Annotated in this window: 17 protein-coding genes; 4 read left to right on the top strand and 13 right to left on the bottom strand. The window is 63.0% G+C overall.

Going from position 1 to position 18779, the window contains the following annotated elements; genetic code table 11:
* Nucleotides 1-69 precede the first annotated feature (69 nt).
* The gene (locus tag B0G83_RS04390) at nucleotides 70-1215 is read right to left on the bottom strand and encodes an MBL fold metallo-hydrolase (RefSeq protein ID WP_105506164.1); all 1146 of its coding nucleotides are present in this window, start codon (nucleotides 1213-1215) and stop codon (nucleotides 70-72) included.
* Nucleotides 1216-1298: 83 nt separating this feature from the next.
* On the opposite strand from B0G83_RS04390, the gene B0G83_RS04385 reads away from it, so the two are divergent.
* Complete coding sequence (locus B0G83_RS04385) at nucleotides 1299-1937, top strand: TetR/AcrR family transcriptional regulator (protein WP_105506163.1); 639 nt, start codon at nucleotides 1299-1301, stop codon at nucleotides 1935-1937.
* Between the two features lie 6 nt (nucleotides 1938-1943).
* Here B0G83_RS04385 and B0G83_RS04380 read toward each other — a convergent pair whose 3' ends face one another.
* Nucleotides 1944-2951 (bottom strand): fatty acid desaturase, encoded by a 1008-nt coding sequence (locus B0G83_RS04380; RefSeq protein WP_219848998.1) that lies wholly within the window; start codon nucleotides 2949-2951, stop codon nucleotides 1944-1946.
* A 326-nt stretch (nucleotides 2952-3277) separates the two neighbouring features.
* Between B0G83_RS04380 and B0G83_RS04375 the strand changes: the two genes are divergently transcribed.
* Entirely contained in the window at nucleotides 3278-4465 is a 1188-nt protein-coding gene (locus tag B0G83_RS04375; RefSeq protein WP_105506162.1) for a glycosyltransferase family 9 protein, read from the top strand.
* A 118-nt stretch (nucleotides 4466-4583) separates the two neighbouring features.
* Here the strand turns inward: B0G83_RS04375 and B0G83_RS04370 are convergent, their stop codons facing one another.
* The 8 genes from B0G83_RS04370 to bla all read right to left on the bottom strand — a co-directional run bounded on the left by B0G83_RS04370 (nucleotide 4584) and on the right by bla (nucleotide 15270).
* Nucleotides 4584-6011: a cytochrome-c peroxidase gene (locus tag B0G83_RS04370; protein ID WP_105506161.1), complete on the bottom strand. Its 1428-nt coding sequence runs from the start codon at nucleotides 6009-6011 to the stop codon at nucleotides 4584-4586.
* A 117-nt stretch (nucleotides 6012-6128) separates the two neighbouring features.
* Nucleotides 6129-7820: a phospholipase C gene (locus B0G83_RS04365; RefSeq protein WP_105506160.1), complete on the bottom strand. Its 1692-nt coding sequence runs from the start codon at nucleotides 7818-7820 to the stop codon at nucleotides 6129-6131.
* A 401-nt stretch (nucleotides 7821-8221) separates the two neighbouring features.
* Nucleotides 8222-9358, bottom strand: a complete 1137-nt coding sequence (locus B0G83_RS04360; RefSeq protein ID WP_105506159.1) for a pyridoxal-phosphate dependent enzyme — start codon at nucleotides 9356-9358, stop codon at nucleotides 8222-8224.
* Nucleotides 9359-9432: 74 nt separating this feature from the next.
* Complete coding sequence (locus B0G83_RS04355; protein WP_105506158.1) at nucleotides 9433-10404, bottom strand: ornithine cyclodeaminase family protein; 972 nt, start codon at nucleotides 10402-10404, stop codon at nucleotides 9433-9435.
* The gene (locus B0G83_RS04350) at nucleotides 10404-11033 is read right to left on the bottom strand and encodes a transcriptional regulator (RefSeq protein ID WP_105506157.1); all 630 of its coding nucleotides are present in this window, start codon (nucleotides 11031-11033) and stop codon (nucleotides 10404-10406) included. Before B0G83_RS04350 ends, B0G83_RS04355 begins: the two co-directional genes overlap by 1 nt.
* A 162-nt stretch (nucleotides 11034-11195) precedes the next feature.
* Nucleotides 11196-13007 (bottom strand): methyl-accepting chemotaxis protein, encoded by a 1812-nt coding sequence (locus B0G83_RS04345; RefSeq protein ID WP_105506156.1) that lies wholly within the window; start codon nucleotides 13005-13007, stop codon nucleotides 11196-11198.
* Nucleotides 13008-13270: 263 nt separating this feature from the next.
* Nucleotides 13271-14395: an acyltransferase gene (locus B0G83_RS04340; RefSeq protein WP_105506583.1), complete on the bottom strand. Its 1125-nt coding sequence runs from the start codon at nucleotides 14393-14395 to the stop codon at nucleotides 13271-13273.
* The gene (gene bla / locus B0G83_RS04335; RefSeq protein ID WP_258167686.1) at nucleotides 14392-15270 is read right to left on the bottom strand and encodes a class A beta-lactamase; all 879 of its coding nucleotides are present in this window, start codon (nucleotides 15268-15270) and stop codon (nucleotides 14392-14394) included. The genes B0G83_RS04340 and bla overlap by 4 nt, the downstream gene beginning before the upstream one ends.
* A gap of 277 nt (nucleotides 15271-15547) precedes the next feature.
* Here bla and B0G83_RS04330 point away from each other — a divergent pair, with 277 nt between their 5' ends.
* Complete coding sequence (locus B0G83_RS04330) at nucleotides 15548-15934, top strand: cupin domain-containing protein (protein WP_258167684.1); 387 nt, start codon at nucleotides 15548-15550, stop codon at nucleotides 15932-15934.
* Between the two features lie 60 nt (nucleotides 15935-15994).
* On the opposite strand, the gene B0G83_RS04325 is transcribed toward B0G83_RS04330, so the two are convergent.
* The gene (locus B0G83_RS04325) at nucleotides 15995-16537 is read right to left on the bottom strand and encodes a PaaI family thioesterase (RefSeq protein ID WP_105506153.1); all 543 of its coding nucleotides are present in this window, start codon (nucleotides 16535-16537) and stop codon (nucleotides 15995-15997) included.
* Between the two features lie 307 nt (nucleotides 16538-16844).
* Complete coding sequence (locus B0G83_RS04315; protein ID WP_105506151.1) at nucleotides 16845-17162, bottom strand: hypothetical protein; 318 nt, start codon at nucleotides 17160-17162, stop codon at nucleotides 16845-16847.
* Between the two features lie 580 nt (nucleotides 17163-17742).
* On the opposite strand from B0G83_RS04315, the gene B0G83_RS04310 reads away from it, so the two are divergent.
* Complete coding sequence (locus tag B0G83_RS04310) at nucleotides 17743-18243, top strand: N-acetyltransferase (RefSeq protein ID WP_105506150.1); 501 nt, start codon at nucleotides 17743-17745, stop codon at nucleotides 18241-18243.
* A gap of 13 nt (nucleotides 18244-18256) precedes the next feature.
* Here the strand turns inward: B0G83_RS04310 and B0G83_RS04305 are convergent, their stop codons facing one another.
* Nucleotides 18257-18679, bottom strand: coding sequence for a hypothetical protein (locus B0G83_RS04305; protein WP_146120155.1), 423 nt, complete (start codon nucleotides 18677-18679; stop codon nucleotides 18257-18259).
* Nucleotides 18680-18779 lie beyond the last annotated feature (100 nt).

Below are 18779 nucleotides of genomic sequence, written 5' to 3'. Positions count from 1 at the left end.
GGACAGTGCCTTTAAAGCGGGGCCGGCTTCACTCTCCTGCAAGAGAATGAGGCCGGCCCCGCAACGCCATCACGAATTCGCCTGCCCCGCGCCGCGGCACGAGAACCACCGCCGCGACGTCTTTGGCGCGTCGGCAACTTCGGTCGCCTCGACGACCTCGATCACCTTGCGCCACCATCGCTCGCCGCGATGCGGCGCGGCGAGATCCAGCCGCTCGCCCATGCGCGGCGTCGACAGCGCAATGCCGCGCACCGCGGCCAATCCGATCACGCGCTCGAACGGCTCGTACCACCGGTGCATCGCCAGATCGAACGTGCCGTTATGAATCGGCACCAGCCAGCGGCCGCGCAGATCGGTATGCGCCTGCACGGTGTCGTCGGGCTGCATGTGGACGTACGGCCAAAGCTTGTCGTACGCGCCGGTTTCGACGAGCGTCACGTCGAACGGACCCAGCCGCTCGCCAATCGTCCTGAAACCGTCGAAGTACCCGGTATCGCCGCTGAAAAACACCCGCAGATCGCCGTCGACGATCACCCACGACGCCCACAACGTACTGTTGCTATCGAACAGGCTGCGACCGGAGAAATGTTGCGCGGGCGTTGCCGTGAACGCGATGCCGTCGATCTCCACGCCCTGCCACCAGTCGAACTGACGTACCTTGCGCGCGTCGATGCCCCATTCGATCAGCCGGTCGCCGACGCCGAGCGGCGTCAGAAACACGGTGGTCGTGGCGGCGAGCGCCAGCACCGTCTCGCGGTCCAGATGGTCGTAGTGATCGTGCGACAGAATCACCCCGGCCAGCGGCGGCAGATCGGCCAGCGCAATGGGCGGCGCATGAAAACGCTTCGGCCCGAGCCGCCGGAACGGCGACGCGCGTTCGGCAAACACCGGATCGGTCAGCCAGAACTGTCCGCGCAGCTTCAGCAGCAGCGTGGAATGCCCGAGCCGGTACAGACTGCGGTCGGGCGCGGCCTCGAGCTGCGCGCGCGTCAAGGTATCGACCGGCAGCGCACCCGTCGGGACAGTGCCCGACGGCTTGTTGACCAGCATGTTCCACGCAATGCTCAAGGTCTTGCCGAACCCTTCCACCGGCCGCCGCTTGACGTTGCGAAAGCGCTCGCCGTCATGCTGCGCCGATCCTAGCGAACGTTCGCGCCCACGTCTCGCGGCGGTGAAACCCAAAGCATGGCGGATGGAACCGATGAGCGAAGTCATTTAAGACGCCCCGAGGCAAAAAGTAGACTACTCAGTGTAGTTTATTTTTGAGAAAAGTAAACTACCCGGTGTAAAATTTCACGATGGACTCGAACGACACGCCCCAACGACTGACCGACCGCAAGCGCCTCGCCATCATCGGCGCGGCGATCGAAGAATTTCTCGCGGCCGGTTTCGACGCGACCAGCATGGACCGCATCGCCGCCAGCGCGAACGTCTCGAAGCGCACGGTGTACAACCATTTCCCGAGCAAGGAAGCGCTGTTCGCGGAAATCCTGCGACAGTTGTGGGAGGCCAGTCACGAAGGCGAGTCGCCCGCCTATCGCGGCGACCGGCCGTTGCGCGCGCAACTGCTCGCGCTGCTGTCGCGCAAGCTGAAGCTGATCAACGACGACGCTTTCCTGTCGCTGGCGCGCGTCGCGATCGCGGCGGGGATTCATTCGCCGGAACGCGCGCGGGAGATGGTGGCGCGACTCGGCGAACGCGAGGAAGACCTGACCGTGTGGGTCCGCGCAGCCGCTGCCGATGGGCGTCTCGACACGACGGATCCGCTGTTCGCCGCGCATCAGTTGCAAGGCCTGGTGAAGTCGTTCGCTTTCTGGCCGCAGGTGGCGATGGGACAGCCGCCGCTGGGTCCGGATGAACAGCAGCGGCTGGCGGAATCGACGGCCGATATGTTTCTGGCACGCTACGCGAGCCCGTCGGTTGAAAAACAGGATTGATGTCGCTCAACGCACCCGGCCGAAGCGCCGGAACTGCCTCAGCGCCGCGCTGAAATAAGCCTCATCCTCGATCGGCGAGGACGACGCCAGCCCCGACATCGCGTCGAGCTCGCGCGCCAGCGCCGGCAGCGCCGTCCACGGCATGGTCGGATGCCGGTGATGCAACTGGTGCAGATGATGATTCATCAGCACCCCTTGCCAGACCGCCGGCACACGAAAATTGCGGGCTCGCTGCGGGGTGTCGAGCGAGACGTCGTAATGCGGCAGGTTGTCCGCCATCGAGAGCCATACGCCACGCAGATACATCGTCACGGCAAGCGCCGGCCACCACGCGCCGTACAGATAGAACGCGCCGCCATGCAGCACGATCGACAGCAGCCAGTCGCGCCGAATGCGGCCGCGTCGCTCCGGATTGCCGGCAAAGCCGACGAACAGGCGCTGCACGTCGTCGCCCGCCGGGCCGGCATGGCCGATCTGCGATGCGACCAGCCGGCATGTCCACCGCGCCGGCAGAAACGACAGCAGCGGCAAGGCCATTTCCGCCAGATACAAACCGCCCAGCAAACGCAGCGTATAGCCGGCCCGGGCATAGGCTCGAGGCGTCGCGCCGTCGTACACGTCCGGCTGATCGTAGGGCTCGCGCGTAAAACGATGATGCATCAGATGACCGAAACGCACGGCGTCGAACGGCAACAGGTAGGCGATCGCGAGCAACCGGCCGAGTGCTTCGTTGCGGCGCCGCTGCGGCAGCAACTGACCGTGAATCGCTTCATGGATCAAGCCCCAGTGCGTCGGCGCCAGCACCACGAGCGGCACCGCGAGGCCGAGCGCGGCCATGCCCCAATGTCGCAACAGAAACGGCCACGCGACGAACTGCAGCACCATCGCCGCGCCGACGAGCGCCAGCAGCGTCAGATTCGCGCGGCGGTCGATCGCGACCGCGCGCGGCGCGCGCCGCACGCGTGCCGGGTCGGGCGTATCGGGTAATGCCGTGGCCAATGCCTGTGGGTCCATCAGTGCTCCGTCGACGACAAGTCGTCGCAGAACTTAGCAATGCGTTGTGACAGTCTGAAGAATCGCGGCCGCCCTCCGCCCGATCCGCGCGACACCGCCGATTGCCAATTCTTACGCGCCGATCCGGCGGCTACGTTTGTCGTTTGTCGTGGGTTCCGACGCGCTATCTCGCGATGCTTGCATCACGCCTGCTCCGCGATACCGCCGTGGCCGCGACCTCCGCGCCTCTGTACGCCCGGCCACACAATGCCGTGAGGCCTCCATGCACAATCGGGGCGAGATCCGGGCGGTAGCCCGCGACGCCGCCCTCTGCGCATGGAGAAACCATGGGTTGGAAGAGTTGGAAAAGCCTCCTCATCGAAGCGCCGGTCTGGCTGGCCGGCCGCTTCTATCCGCCGCGTTTCGATCCGCGGCGTGCCACGCCGCGCGAAATTCTCGTGCTGCGTCCCAACGACTTCGGCGAACTTCTGACCACCACGCCGCTTTTCGACGCGCTGCGAAAGCGTTTTCCGACCACGCGCCTGATCGCCGGCATCGGCGCCTGGGGACGGCCGATCCTCGAGAACAATCCGTTCGTCGATGAAATCGTCGAGATCGACGCGCCCTGGAACAACAAGCTGGTCGACGACCGTTCGCATCGCAACGTCCTGCGTTTTCTGTGGCGCTCGCCGCAGGTCGCCGCGTTGCGCGCGCGCGGCGGTGTCGATGTCGGCATCGACGTGCTCGGCAGTTACATGGGCGCCGTGTTGCTGATGCGGGCTGGCGCGCGTTATCGCATCGGCGTGCGCGGTTATCGCGGCGGCTGGAGCGGCTGTCAGGCGCACATCGAATTCGCGGCGCGCCAATGCGGGCGCGCGGCACTCGCGCAAGCCGAGTTGCTGGGCGCGACCGAACTACCGGAAGCACGCCCGCAATTGTTCCTGACCGACGACGAACGCGCTCACGCCACCCGCATCTGGAACGCTTGCGCGGACGCGTCGGGCCACCGGATTGTGCGGATCGTCGCGGGCGTGGGCGCCGGCGTGGCCAGCAAGGCATGGGACGCGCGTCAAGCGGGCGCCGCGCTCGCGCAGATCGCGCGGGCCATCGGCAAAAGCGGCGAGGTCTGCGATATCGTGGTTGTCGGCAGCGTGGCGGACCAGGCGCGCGCCGCCGAAGCCATCACCACGGCGGGCATGGGCGTATCGATCCGCTCGGTGGCGGGTCACGTGCCGATGCGCATTACCTTCGCGCTCACCGAACAGGCCGATGTCGTGCTGACCAATTCGTCGATGCTGATGCACGTCGCGGCCGCGTTTCATCGTCCGACCGTAGCGGTAATCGGCGGCAGCATCACGCGGACGGAACGGCACGATGCGATCTGGGGTTATCCGCCGCCGTATCGCAGCGTGTGCCCCGAGCAGATCGTGACGGACGACCCCGCACGCAACTGGCCGAGCGTCGAGCGGGTCGTGCAGGCGGTGCTGGAATCCATCGGCAAACAGCGCACGCAAGCGGCGGACGCCGCGGCTTGAGGTGATGTGGCAAGGCGCCGGGCGCCACAAAAAAAGGGTTGCGTCGATCTCGACGCAACCCTTTGGAGCCCACCTACTCTGCTGACCGCTCGCTACCCACCGAGCGGCGCTTCATCGCTCAAGGCTTGTACCCATCGTTCAAGGTCTTCAGGAACGCGATGATGTCCTTGATATCCGCGTCCGTCATCGCCGGCTTATCGCCGAATTTGCGATCGAACGGGGCGTCCTTATCGTCGATATTCGCCTGGTACTTGACCGGCAGATCGTCGTATTTCTGGACCTTGCCGTCCGGCCCGAGCGGATAGAACTTCTTCGGATCGGTATTGCGGTCGTTGTAGAACGCCATCACGTCTTCGAGCGTCTTATACACGCCGTTGTGGAAGAACACCTGACGCGTCGACACGTTGCGCAGCGTCGGCGTAAGGAACATGCCGCAGTACTGCGTCTGGTCCTTGATGTCGGTGCGGAACGGACCGCAAATGCCCATATCGTAGAAGTTGTGATCCTTGTTGACGGCCAGATGCGGATTGCGCGGCACGCCGAGCGCTTCGTACTGGTAGTCCGTGAACATCGGCGGCAAACCGTCCGTGCCCGGCTTCGAAAGATGGCAACCCGCGCAGTTCGCCTTGTTCGGATCGTTGAACAACCGCAGCCCGTGCAGTTCGGCCTGGCTCAAGCGCGCCTTGCCTTCCAGCCAGTAATCGTACTTGCTGGTGTACGGATGGAACGCCTGCTCTTCCACCTGATAACGCGCCACCGCGAACATCGCTTCCGACATCGCCAGGTCGGTGTTCTGAAACACGTTGGGACCGAACAACTGCAGGAAGTCTTTGCGATATTCCGTGTGCTGAAGTTTGGTCAGCACGTCGGCGGCATTCGCGTTGGCCATCTCGACCGGATTGAGCATCGGACCGGACGCCTGCAATTGCAGCGTGTCGGCGCGACCATCCCAGAACAATCCGCCTTGCGGCACCATCGCGGGTGCAGCTGGCGCTACACCGGCGTTCTTCTGCGCGCGGGCCACACCGGTGGCGGCACTCGCGGCCGCCGTCAGATCCGGCGCAACGTCCGCGTCGCCCTGATCCGGGCCGATGCTGAAGTTCGGCTGACGGTACAGATACATCAGCGATTGCGGCGGCCGATAGCCTTCCAGCGTCAGATGCGCGCCGCCCAGTTGCACCGCCAGATCGTTAGGCGGCCCAAACGCATGATCGGGGCTATGACACGAAGCGCACGACTGACGACCCGACGCGGACAGCGTCGGATCGAAGAAGATTTTCTTGCCCAGTTGCGCGACGGCACTCAGCTGAGGCGGTGCAACGGGACGTTGAAGCGCGATCGGCGTGGCGTTCGCACCGGTGAGGTCCTCGACCATCATGCCGACAGCAGCGGGCACGCGCGACGGGTACAGCAGCGCCCACACGGCAAACACGACGGCGGCGAGAATCACTGCGACGACAAGCTGCACAAGCAAACGCCGGATACCGGATCCGGGCGGGTTCTGAATAGGACTTGTTTCCGTTGGGCGAGCTGAGGAGGCGGGCATATGAGCGACGACAAGGGAAGCTGAAAGCGAAAAATGTTGCCAGCCCAAACGGGCTGGCAACACGGGGATACTGCCTGCTTCGTATCGACGCGATCGCGTCGATACGATTCACGACGTTTAGATCGCCGGGACCGACGAGACCACCGTACCCAGATTCGGGTCGACGAACACGGTCGGGTTGTTGCCGTTGCCGCTGAAGTTGAACAGGCTCATGATGCTGCCCGCCGTCGCGTCGAACGAACCGCCGCCGAGGCGTTGGCTACCGAGCCAGTTGTCTTCGATGAAGCGAACCACCGATGCCTGGCTGATCGGCGTGTGGTCAACGTAATTGACCTTGGCCCACGGCGAGATCACGAGGAACGGGATACGCGTGCCCGGGCCGCAACGGCCGTTGACCACGCCACCACCCACGCCCACCGGAGCCGTACCCGTGCCGCACTTGCCGGCGCCGTTCAGCTGGTCAGCCTGCGAGTCGAACGACGAGCTCGTCGTGTTTGCGAACGCATGGTCGTACCAGCCGTCCGAATCGTCCCACGCCACGATCACAGCGGTGCTCTTCCAGTCCGGCTGTTGCTGCAGGAAGTTGACCACCTTGGCCGTGAAGGCTTGTTCGTCCAGCGGATCCGAGTAACCTGCGTGGCCGTCCTGGAACGCCGGTGCCTTGATGAAGCTGACCGACGGATAGTTACCTGCCTTCACCGACGCGAAGAAGTCGTCCGTGTCGTACTGGTGGTTAGCCGGTTCGGCGGTCTTGCCGTCGGCTTCCAGCGAGTAGCCGATCTGGGCCGTCGCGCTCGGGCGCAAGTGTTGCGGATTGGCCGTCGACGCGAAGTACTGGAACCAGTTGTGGTGCGGGACGTAGTCGTTGGTCGGCTGACCCACTACCGGCGAGAGCGTGTTGCGCGTGCAGCCCGTCGAGTTGTTCGCGTTGACCGTGCTCAGGTTGAAGCCGCCCATGAAGCCGCCCCACGTGAGGCTCTTCGCGTTCAGCAGATCGCCGATGTTCTTGCCCGTCATCTGGATCTGATCGGTCGCGCTCGAGCACGTATCGCCAGCCGGGTCCGCGTCGTTGATCAGCGTGAAGCCGCCCTGGCCGTCGTTGACGTAGTACGAGCTCGACGCCGTCGTCAGGTTGAACACCGGGTGCGAGGTCTTGACGAGCTTCACGCCGTTGTTCTGACCGGAAACGACTTCGAGTGCGCCCGGCGTCGACGGACCATACGTGTCCGTATAAGCGTTGTCGCTCATCGCGAAGTTCTGGGCCCAGTTCCACATCGCGCCGACGGTGTTGCCGTCGTAGTAGCCCATCACCTGACCGCTCGTGCCAAATGCGCCTGCACCGCCGCTCGAACCCTTACCCGTGTACTTCGGGAACAGGTCGGCCAGACCGTTATCGTAGGCTTGCTGCTCTGCCGTGTACGCGTGGTTCTGGTCGGCCGTCGCCGCTTGCGTGCGGTCCAGGCGGAACGGGTTCGCCGCGCCGGTGCCGTTCGCCGTGTTGGTAAAGTTCGCGTTGGCGGTGAGCAGCGTGCCGCTCAGACCGTTGACCGTCGGCGTGCCCGCTGCGGCGTTGAACACCGGTTCACCCGCCGGGTTCCCCGCTACCGGGTAGGTCGCGAAGTAATGGTCGAACGAGACGTTCTCGTTATAGATCACCACGACGTGTTTGATCGGCGTGGAGGTGGCGGCCTGGTTCTGGACGGAAATCGGCGACAGCGTATTGCCGTTTCCGTTGTTGCCGCCGCATGCGTATAGCGAAACCGCTAACGCAATGCCGGACACGCCAAACAGGAAAGCTCGGGAAAACATAGGTGTTAACTCCGGATGTCGTTCTGCTAGTTATTCTTTAACCGCTGTTCTATTGCAAGTGAGCGGCCGTGTGGGGAGCGTTTCAATACCCGACGACATTGGAACACCGCGCCGTTACGGGGAAATGGCGCTTTGCTTACCTCGACATTACGGGTTTTGCGTGACTGGAGGGAGATTGAAGGCTTGCGGCGAGACGCGGTCTGCACGAGAAATGCGCGACGCTGCCCGGTAGGCAGGATGCTGCTAATGACGTAAAGCAATTGCGGGCGCAACCTTCTTGCAGCCCGTTTTTTTGAAGCGCGAATTTGAAGCGCCGAGATGAATTAGCTCCATTCGGCCGCTTTTATCCCCTACAAATGCATCGGCCGCTCGCGGGCCGAACACGGCACGACCGACAACAATTACGCCGGCTGAGCGAACAGCTCCGCGATATAACCCGCTGCCTTGATACCCGTGCCGGTCAACAACACGACGGTTCGTTCGGATGCCTTGATGGTGCCGCGACGCGTCAACTCGTCGAGCGCAGCAGCGGCGTGCGCGCAAGTCGGTTCAACGAAAATGCCTTGAATCGCGAGCTTTTTAAGCGCGGCGACGATGTCGTCTTCGGCAACCGCAACGGTGGAGCCGCCGCTATCGCGTAGCGCGGCAACCATTTCCCGCAAGCGAAGCGGATGCGCGATCGCGGTGCCTTCGGCAACGGTCTTCGAAACAGCGCGCGCCACCGGCACATCCAGGCCCGCCTGGAACGACGCGTCGAGTGGAGAACAATTCAACGGCTGCGATGCGAAGAGTCGCGGCAGCTTCTTGATCTGTCCCGCCGCCAGCAACTCCTTGAAGCCGATATCGCAACCCAGCAGATTGCTGCCCGCGCCGACCGGAATGATGATGTTGTCCGGCGCTTCGAAGTTGAAGTCTTCCCACAGCTCGTACGCGATCGACTTCGTGCCTTGCAGAAAGAACGGCTGCCAGTTGTGGCTGGAATAAAAGATCTCCGCCGACTGCCGGATCGCCTCCGCCTGCGATTCCTCGCGCGGCCCTTCGACCAGTTGAATCTGCGCGCCATACGCGCGGACTTGCGCAATTTTGGCCGGCGACGTATAGGCCGGCGCGAGAATTTTCACGCCCATGCCGCCCGCCGCGCCAAACGCCGCGACCGACGCGCCGCCGTTGCCCGAGCTGTCCTCGAGTACCGCGTCGACGCCGATCCCGCGCAGGAAGGACAGCATCACCGCTGTGCCGCGATCCTTGAAACTGCAGGTCGGGTTAAACCATTCCAGTTTGAAGAACGGCCGCAAGTCGTTCCACGCTTTCTGCACGAGCGGCGTGCAACCTTCGCCCATCGAAATCGGTTTGGCGATATCGACCGGCAGCGCCGCGCGGTAACGCCACAACGAGCGATTAGACCGGTCGATGTCGTCGCGCCCAATGCCGGGCTGCGCGGTGATTAGCAGCGGCGTCTGCGTATCCGAACACCAGCGCGGCACGTCGAACGGATAACGGGTTCCGGTAAGCGGATCGATGTATTGAGCTTGAGACATGATTTCTCTCGATAGGGATTGTTACTTCGGGCGGATGCAGCGAACGGTTGCGGCCTGACAGCCCCGCAAGCGCACTACCACGGCCATGGAATGTTGACCCCCACCCGCTCGGCAAGCGCCCGGCGATACAACACGCGCGCAACGGTCAGATCCTGCAGTGCAAGGCCGGTCATATCGAACAGCGTGATATCCGTCGGCTGCCGGTGGAAGGTCTCCTTGCCCGTGAGCAGGTCGCCAAGTTCGACGTTGGGTGTCGCGGGTGCCCACTGCGTTTCGCCAATCCGCTTCGCCTGTTCCCGGTCGTCCACGACGAGCGTCACGCGCGCCAGCACGCCGTCGGGCAGTTCGCGTTTGCCCTGCGTATCGGCGCCGACGCAGTTCAGATGGGTGCCCGCCTGCAAGGCTTGCGCGTCGAATAAAGCGCCCGCGCCGGGAGTCGCGGTGATGATGATGTCGCTCGCCGCAACCGCGTCGTTTCTATCCGTTGCGAGTGACACCTCGCACCGCGCTGAAAACGCGGCTTCGAATTGCGGTTTCGGCTGGCCGTCATGGGTAACGTAACGGACCTTCTCGACCGCGGGCAGGTGATCCAGCGCGAAGCGCAACTGGATCGCCGCCTGCACGCCCGCACCGAACACGCAAGCGCTCGCGCTGTCGGCGCGCGCCAGCGTCTTTAGCCCCCACGCACCCGCCGCGCCTGTACGCATCGTGGTAATGGCGTTGCCGTCGATCACGCAGACCGGACGGCCGGTGGCCGGGTCCATCAGCATCACGGTCGCCTGATGCGGCTCGCCGCCACGGGTGCGGTTATCCGGCCAGAAGCCGGCGGCCTTGAAGCCGAGCAAGCCCTGCGATTGCACGTCGCCCGCCTTGATGCCGAAGATGCCGCCCGTTGCGAGCGTTTCGCGCACCACCGGAAACACACGGCCTTCGCGATCGCTGTGCAGCACGAAGGCTTCTCTGACGGCCGCCATGACGTCGGCCGGTTGCATCAAACGCTCGACGTGATCCTTGTCGAGCAACAGAAGCTGCGCGTCGATCGGCATCACTTGGTATCGCTATAAACGGTGGCGCGCGAGACGCCCAGGTACTGCGCGGTCACTTCCATGGCGCGGCGGATTTCCATGATTCCCGACTCCTTGAGTTCCTTCAGCAGCGCGCGACGGTCTTCGGTCTTGAGCGCGCGCGGGGTGGTCGCGAGCCGCGCGGCGAACTGGTCGATCCGCGCGCGGATCAGATCGGCGCCGGCGGGGTCGAGCGACTCCCGGGTCGTTGCGCCCGCATCGACCCGGACGAACTGCCCGACCGCGCTTTGCAAACCGCGGAACAGTGTCAGGTCGATATTCATGCACAGCGCGGCCACGTATTGTCCAGACGAATCCTTGATGCCGATCGACGTGCTCTTCGCGGGCCGGCCGTCGGCGAATTGATTGGCGTAATTCGCGATCACCTGCGGATAATCCGGATCGGCGATACGCGCGAGGCCGAGTTCCGTTGCCGGATGACCGGCCTCGCGGCCGGACAGGTTGTTATGGATCGCCAGTACGGCGTGCTTCGGGTCGAGCAGGTCATGCACGACCACTTCGCAGAATGGCGCGAACGTCTGCGCCAGTCCGTCCGCGATCTGGCTGATCTGGTCCAGCAGCGCGCGCTGCTCAGCGGTATGTTTCGTCATCTGGACATACTATCCAGAATTGTACATTTTGTCAAAAACAGAAAAAATGTCTGGATGGCACGCGTGGCGCACCGAGGGATCGAGGCTTGGGAGGAACGGAGAAGGAAGCCGTGATGCGGGGTCGACGGCGCGCAGCCGCGACGTCGACCCCGCTATTGAAAATTACGCGCGCGCGTCGCCGTGACGCAGTTTGAAGGTTCCCACAATGCCCGACAGGCCATGCGCCTGCTCGTTCAGCGTCGCGGACGCGGCGGTCGATTGCTCGACCAAGGCGGCGTTCTGCTGCGTTGCCTGGTCCATCTCGGCGACGCTGCGGTCGATCTGGCTGATGCCGGCGCTCTGCTCGTGCATGGCGCCGTCGATCTCGCCGATCACGCGATTCACGCGCTCGATCCCATCGACGATTTCCTGCATCGCCGCGCCGGCCGCCTGCACGCGCTGCGCGCCGGTGCCCACGCTCGCTTCCGACGACTGGATCAGGTCCTTGATCTCGCGCGCGGCCGTCGCGCAGCGTTGCGCGAGCGTCCGCACTTCGCCGGCCACCACCGCGAAGCCGCGGCCGTTCTCGCCGGCTCGCGCCGCTTCGACCGCGGCGTTCAACGCAAGGATGTTGGTCTGAAACGCGATGCTGTCGATCACGCTGATGATTTCCGTGATCCGCGCCGACGAGCGGGCGATGTCGTCCATCGTGCTAACCGCGCTCGTCACCACCGCGCCGCCGCGTGCCGCCGCCTCGCTCGCCGAGGTCGCGAGCCGCGACGCTTCCATCGCGCTCTCGGCCGACTGCTTCACACTCGCGGTCAACTCCGTGAGCGCCGCCGACGTGTGCTGCAGATTGCTGGCCGACGTCTCCGTGCGTTGCGACAGATCGCGGTTGCCCATTTCGATCTCGCCGGTCGCGGTCTTCATGTTCTCCACGCCGGCCCGTACTTCGAGTAATACGGTGCCGATCTTGTCGACGAACGCGTTGAACGACGCGGAAATCTGCGCCACCTCGTCGTTGCCGACCACCGGCAGACGAAGCGTGAGATCGCCGTGGCCCGAGCCGATCGTGTCCATCGCGTCGCGCACCTGCGAGAGGCTGCGGAACGAATGCGACGTGAAGAAAGCGGCGACACCGACCGCCGCCAGCGTTAGCAGCACCATCGCGATACCGAGCGCCCGCAACACGTTGGCAAGACCCGCCGTCGCTTCGGCCTTGTCGAGCGCGATCACCAGATACCAGTCAGTGCCCGACACCGGTTGCGCCTTCAACAGTTTCGGCACGCCGCCCAGTTCGACTTCCATCGGCGCGCCGGCTTGCGCGAGCGAAGCCAGCGCGGCCGGCGTGAGCGCGGTGGAGATGTCGGTGGCCTGCTTGAGGATCAGCTTCGCGTCCGGATGGGCGATCACCTGGCCGTCGCGCGTCACGACGAACGCGAGACTCGACGGCGTCGGGTGCACGGTGGCGACCACCTCACGCACGCCTTCGAGCGGCACGGCGCCACTCACCGCGCCGGCCGGCTGGCCATTGCGAATCATCGGCGCGGCGAACGACACGAACGGCACGCCGGTCGATGCGTCGCCGTAGGGCTTCGTCACGACGAGCCCGCCCGCCGCGATTGCCGCCTTATACCAGGGACGCGCGGTCGGGTCGTAATCCGGCGGCGTGCCGCTGGTCGAGAAAAAGGTCTTGTCGGTCCAGCCGACGGTGGTAATCGGAAAGCCGTCCGCGCGGCTCATATGCTTGACGAAGCCTTGCGGATCGCCGTGCTCGACGTCGTCCGCCGATGCCTTGACGGCCTGCGCCTTGGCATCGACCCACTTGTCGATCGCCAGCGTGTTGGCGCCGGCAATGGCGCTCAGGTTCTGCGCGATGGTCTCCATCGTATTGGCGCGCACGGTGACGTAAGCGGCGCTGCCCGACAGCGCGAGCGCGCCGATCACCGTGGCGGAAGAAATGATCAGGATGCGGCTTCGGAGTGAGGAAATCATGTTTTCGTGAAGAGAGGATGGGTACTGCACGAATCGGAATGCCTGCTGCAATAGCTTGAAACAGCGCTTGAACCAACGCCTGAACCAACGAAAGCCGGGCCACGATGCTGAAGCCACTTCTGAAGCCACTTTTACGGTCTACGGCGGGAATGGGAAAAACTTGAGGGAGAAGTGGGATGCGAGGGGTTATAGCGAGGGACTACAGCGAGGGGTAATAACGGCGGGCGGCGGTTCTTAACGACCGCCCGGCCGCCCGCCATCGATCACACCGCGTTCAGCCAGTTTCTCAGCTTGCGGTTCAGCGGCTCTGAATAAAACCGCGCCACGCCGGCGCTCAATAGGGCGGACGACGCGAAAAACACCGCCAGTAGCAGGAGTTTTTCATCGCCAATAACGACACGCGGTGGCTGCACCGTGCGTATCGCGCCGAGTACGATCAGGTGGAACAGGTAAAGCTCATAGCTTTGCCGCCCGAACCATGCGATGCCCGCCGCCGCAGTCCATGCACGCTTTTCTCGCGGTTCGTCGCGGCGGTCATAAGCGGCCAATAACAGTACCGCCGTTCCCAGCGCCATGGCAGTGACGCCGAGAATATTTGTTTCCCCGATGGGGCGATATAGATACAGATACGCCATGCCGGCCACCACGATACTTTGCAACACGACCGCCCAGCGCCCTCGCAACGCGAATCGTTTCGCGAGCACCGCCGCGCAGCAACCGATCGCGATGCCGTCGATACACGCGAAATACGCGTAAAGGAAGCCCCCTTCGTCGCTCTGATGCGTGAAGCGATACAACGGTCCGATCGCGGCGATCACCAGCCAGAATGCAAGCAGCCGCGACTCGCGACGAAGCGCGACACACAGAAGCGGAAACGCCAGATAAAACACTTCCTCGACCGACAGCGACCACAGCACGCCCAAGGGATAATTGACCCAGCCATGTGCGGCGATCAGCACATTCATCCAGAAGGTCAGCGACGCCAGGTTCACGATCCAGAAAGAAACCGGTGTTCCGGCCAGCGCATGATTCTGGAATATCGCGAGCCCCGCGAACGCGGCTGCGTTGACGATGGCGAGCAACAACAGCAGGCAAGGCACGATGCGAGCAATACGCCGCGCGTAGAACGCCCGCGTATCGACACTACCGAGTCCCGCCCAACGCTGCCCGGCATTCGAGGTGATCAGAAAACCCGAGATCACGAAAAACATCGTCACGCCGTAATTGCCGTTACGCGCAACCGCGCGAACGGCATTCCAGCCCAACGTGCCTGCCAGTATCGTGTCGTTCAGGCGGTATGCGATATTGAAGTGATGAAACAGCACGAGCAGGATCGACACGCCGCGAATCAGATCGATCCGCCGGTTACGCAGACCGGCTTGGTTCATGCGCTCGCCTTGGCCCACTCCACGAAAACGTGGCCGGCTTCGCGCAACACGGTCTCGCGAAGCTCCATGCTGACGCCCGGTGCATCGTAATAAGCGGCGACGAGCAATGGCGACCGGCCCGGTGGACGCACGATTGCGTAGTCGTTGGTTTCGCGTTCCACGCTCGTACCGGGACGGTCGCCCGCGAGCCAGTCCGCGGGCAAGGCCGCGCGAAGCCGGTTGAGTCCCGGCTTGCAGGCGACCATCCATTCTTCGAGTTGCCGGCGCGATTGATGACTCAATACGTCGCCTAAAAGAATTCGGGCAGCCGATGTCGCGATGGCCCTCGGTGTCGTGGTATCGAGCAAGCCGCTATATTGGTTCGACTCAGGTTCGTAACGATCGGAGCGGGTAACGGTATCGCCGAGATCTCGCATGAAACGGGTCAGTGCCGCGGGGCCGCCAGTGCTTCTCATCAACAGAATCGCGGCGGTGTTGTCGCTCACCTCGACGGCGGCCTGACAGAGCGCGCCGACCGACATGGCGCCCTGCGCCACGTTCGCCTTGGTAATCGGCGACGTGAAAATGAGGTCACGCTCGGTGTAATGCACGAGGCGTTCGAGTTTCTCCTTGCCGGCGTCGACGCGGGCGAGCACCTGCGCAACGAGCAAACCTTTGAAGGTGCTGCACATCAGGAATCGCTCGTCGGCTCGGTAGGCGAGCGTTCTTCCCGAGCCGGTGTCCACGGCGAATAGGCCGAGGCGGCCACCGTAGCGGCGCTCGATCCCGGCTATCGGAGATTCCGCCGCGAAAAGCGGTGTGGAGATGCCGCTACCGATACCGAGCAGCAGAGGGAGTCCAAGGGTCAGGCGCCGGCGTGTTCTGGAAATTTTCACTCTACTGTCCTGTTGGTTTAAGGCCTGGCTTTGCGTGGAGCGCCGTATAAGCTGCGCGATTATCGGACGACATCGGCGCGCCTTTCCACACGAAATACAAAAGAGCATTGATTATTGGAATCAAGATTGACAGACCCCGCGCGCGTTCCGAGAATGACTTTACAGTCAGTGCTCCCGACGAGGATTGTCAATGGAACATCTCAAGCATTGCATCATAGCGAACGATGCTGCTCCCCGGACAAAGCCGTCCAATTACCCCGAGCCGTTCGCGTCGCGAATGAATGGCAGGACGAAGAAGCCACTCGGCGATCCGTTCGGGCTAAGCCAGTTCGGCGTCAATCTGACCACGCTTGAACAAGGCGCTGCGTCCGCGTTGCATCATCAACATTCGTTGCAGGACGAGTGGGTGTACGTGCTGCAAGGAGAGGTCACGCTTCACGTTGGCAACGACGAGTTCCCGATGCAAGCAGGCATGTGTGCCGGCTTTCGCGCGGGAGGCGAACCGCACCATATCGAGAACCGCTCATCCGCGAATGCGGTCTTCCTCGAAGTGGGCAGTCGCCCGCAAGGCGACGAAGTCAGTTACCCCACCGACGATCTGGTTGCGGTGATGAACGCAGCGGGGAAATGGGCGTTTGAACATAAAGACGGCCGGCCGTATTAACCACGCGGGAGGCTGGCCGACTTTCAGCGCAAGCGCCTGAACCCACACGCCGCGTCCGTCTTACCGAGTGGGGATTTCGAACACGAGGCAGGTCGTCGTGGCGTGCGCGTAGAGCGTGCCGTCGGGGCCGACGAGGCGAGCTTCCGCGGTCGCCAGTTGACGGCCGCAGTGAATCACTTTGCCCTCGGCACGCACACGCTGCACGCGCGGCAGCACGGCCTTCACGTAGTTCACGCTGAGTTCGGCGGTCGTATAGCCGCGCCCGACCGGCATCAAGGTGTGTACCGAACAACCGAGCGCGGAGTCGAGCAGCGTCGCCATCCAGCCGCCGTGAACGGTGCCGAGTGGGTTCAGATGCTGGGCGAGCGGCGTGCCCTGAAACACCGCCTGGCCTGCCGATACTTCGATCAAGGTGAAGTCGAGCGTCTTTGCGATCGCGGCATAAGGCAATTCACCGGCGATCATCGCCTGCAAGACTTCCAGTCCTGTCTTGCCTGCTATCTGCTCCGGACTCGCGAGGCCCGGTCCCGGACCGGCGTTGACTCTGGCAAGGACTTCCTGTTCTTTGGCCAGCCAGTGTTCGAGGGTTTGTTCGTGAGTCAAAGCAGGTCTCCCAGACGAATGAAAATCGAAGGCATCGATTAAATCATCATTTGGTCGTCACTGCTGCGGCGAGACAACGGACGCGAGGCGACGTGTATCCACTGCGGTGAACGTGAATGGCGCGGAGATCCGGCTTGTCCACGCGCCATGCGTTTTTGAGGTTTTCCTTGAAAAGGGCATTGCCTTCGCCATCGTCGACGCGACCGGCTCCGGCTTATCGTCAATTGCGATTAGCAACGGTCGCTCCATTCGGCTGCTGGTCGCGCGGCATTTTGCGGGGGCGAATATCGTTGGTAAGGTCTAAAGGCTATGACGTACGCCGCGCTGCTGTCGCCCTGGCACTGCGGTGACGACGGCGTAACACGGCATAGCCGACAAAGAGAAGCGCGCCGATGAGCAACGCCGCGATCACCCAACAGAGGAGCAGCGCAATCATCGGCATGTCATCCGGGTTAGCCAGATGTTCTGCTCCCACGGCGGTCAGGCCATGTCTTATGAAAGCGTCCTCTCCGGTCGGCATGTTGTAGGGCACCAGCATGAAAAGGCATGCCACGTACCAGCCGCCGACAATCGACAAAGCGGCAGCGACTCCACATCCGAGAATCTTCAACAGGATGCGTTTCATTTCACGATGACCGTTCCATAAGCCCTCATCGTAGTGCCAGGAACCGCCACGGTAAGTCCTTGGGACCGAATGAATGTCTGTAGTCTATCAAACGCAGCCGGCGTCGACGACGCTAATGCACGCGGTTCCTGGACACGTCAGAATCGACGTTTTTTTCCCGTTGAGAATGAAAGCGCATGCGACTGGCATAGAGACACTCCGTACCATACAGTGAATGCCCGCAGGCTACGAAGAACAGGATGGACGCAACAATAAGAGACCGTCGATCCGTCGCCCGGATTTTTCGCAATCTGGTCCCGTAAAGCCCCGTAGAGGAATAGCTACCGGTATTTAGATGCGGAATGTACTTTCCAGAGTCTCCGCACTACTTCGAAACAGGACGCACGAGAGAGTTCTCCCACTCAAATGTGCGACAATCCTCAACCATTTTTGGCGGCCGCGCCTGCTTCAGAATCATTTGTCTTCAAGCGGCTTTCATTTATATTCACGCATCACCATTAGACCACTTCCGACCTGTGAAGAGACGCCCACACGTCGATCCAAAAGATTGCACAAGAATGGGCACGCGGAGACATGCTGAATGACAACAAGAACCGTACATCGCGCGGCAACGGAACACGTTTCCGCTCTCACCGAAATCCTGAACGACGCCGTCGCGTACAAGCTGCAACAAGGCGACGCCGCGTGGGGCCAGACGGGCTGGACCGAGGCCGGTGTGCTGCAAACCATCACGCGCAGCGAAGCCTACGTCATCGAGCATGACGGTGTCTGCGTCGCGACCATGTCGCTCTCGTGGCAAGACGAAAAGTACTGGGGAATTCAGGAACCTGTCGCCGGTTATGTCCACCGCATCGCCGTGCGCAATGGTTTTCGTGGACTCAGCATCGGCCGCTTCGCAATGGATTGGTGCGCGAATCAGGTCAGCGCACGAAACCGGCGTTTTCTTCGACTGGATTGCGACCAAAGGAATACGAAGCTCTGCGCTCACTACGAGTCGCTCGGTTTTCTACGGGTTGGAACCCGGCCAATTCCGGAGTTGAGAAATTACGTCGCGGCGCTCTACGAGAAAGCGGCGCGTTAAACCGCAACCGCCCCTATCGCACCGCACCCGATTGCGGCTCCCTCTGCTGCTGTCCTGCGGCCAACCCATGCGCCACGACTCGCCGCGCACGCGCCCAGGCGAGTGACATCCGCGCCTCATAGTCGCTCACCATGGCATCCAGCCCATCGTCGCCGCACGCTTTGCGGCCATTGATCGCATCGCGCAGGTCTTCCAGTTCGAGCAGCTCGCGCAGCGCGTCGAACCCATCGGCCGACGCCGGCGCGTCCCCGTCGCCCGCAAGCCTCGCCGTCGCGGCGGCCGCGTCACGCTCGTCTGAAATCATTGCACCGTCGCTGATCACCGCCGCCAGCCTGTCCGCGATTTCCCCCAGCGCAAAGGACCGTTGCCACTCTCCGCCGAACGAGTAAGCGGTATCCGCTTGCTGCCAGATCGCAGTCAGTTCACGCATCAGCATGGGATGCACACCTTGCTCGCCGCCATCGCGCCGCACTGCCTGCCCGGCAGCTGGAGCACGCGCGGCGGGGCGCGCGTTCAACGCCTCCGCGACACGCTTT

It is taken from the genome of Paraburkholderia sp. BL21I4N1, assembly GCF_002973525.1.
Classification (GTDB): domain Bacteria; phylum Pseudomonadota; class Gammaproteobacteria; order Burkholderiales; family Burkholderiaceae; genus Paraburkholderia.
Note: the sequence above shows the minus strand (reverse complement) of the source record. Positions and strands in the feature narration are given on the sequence as shown.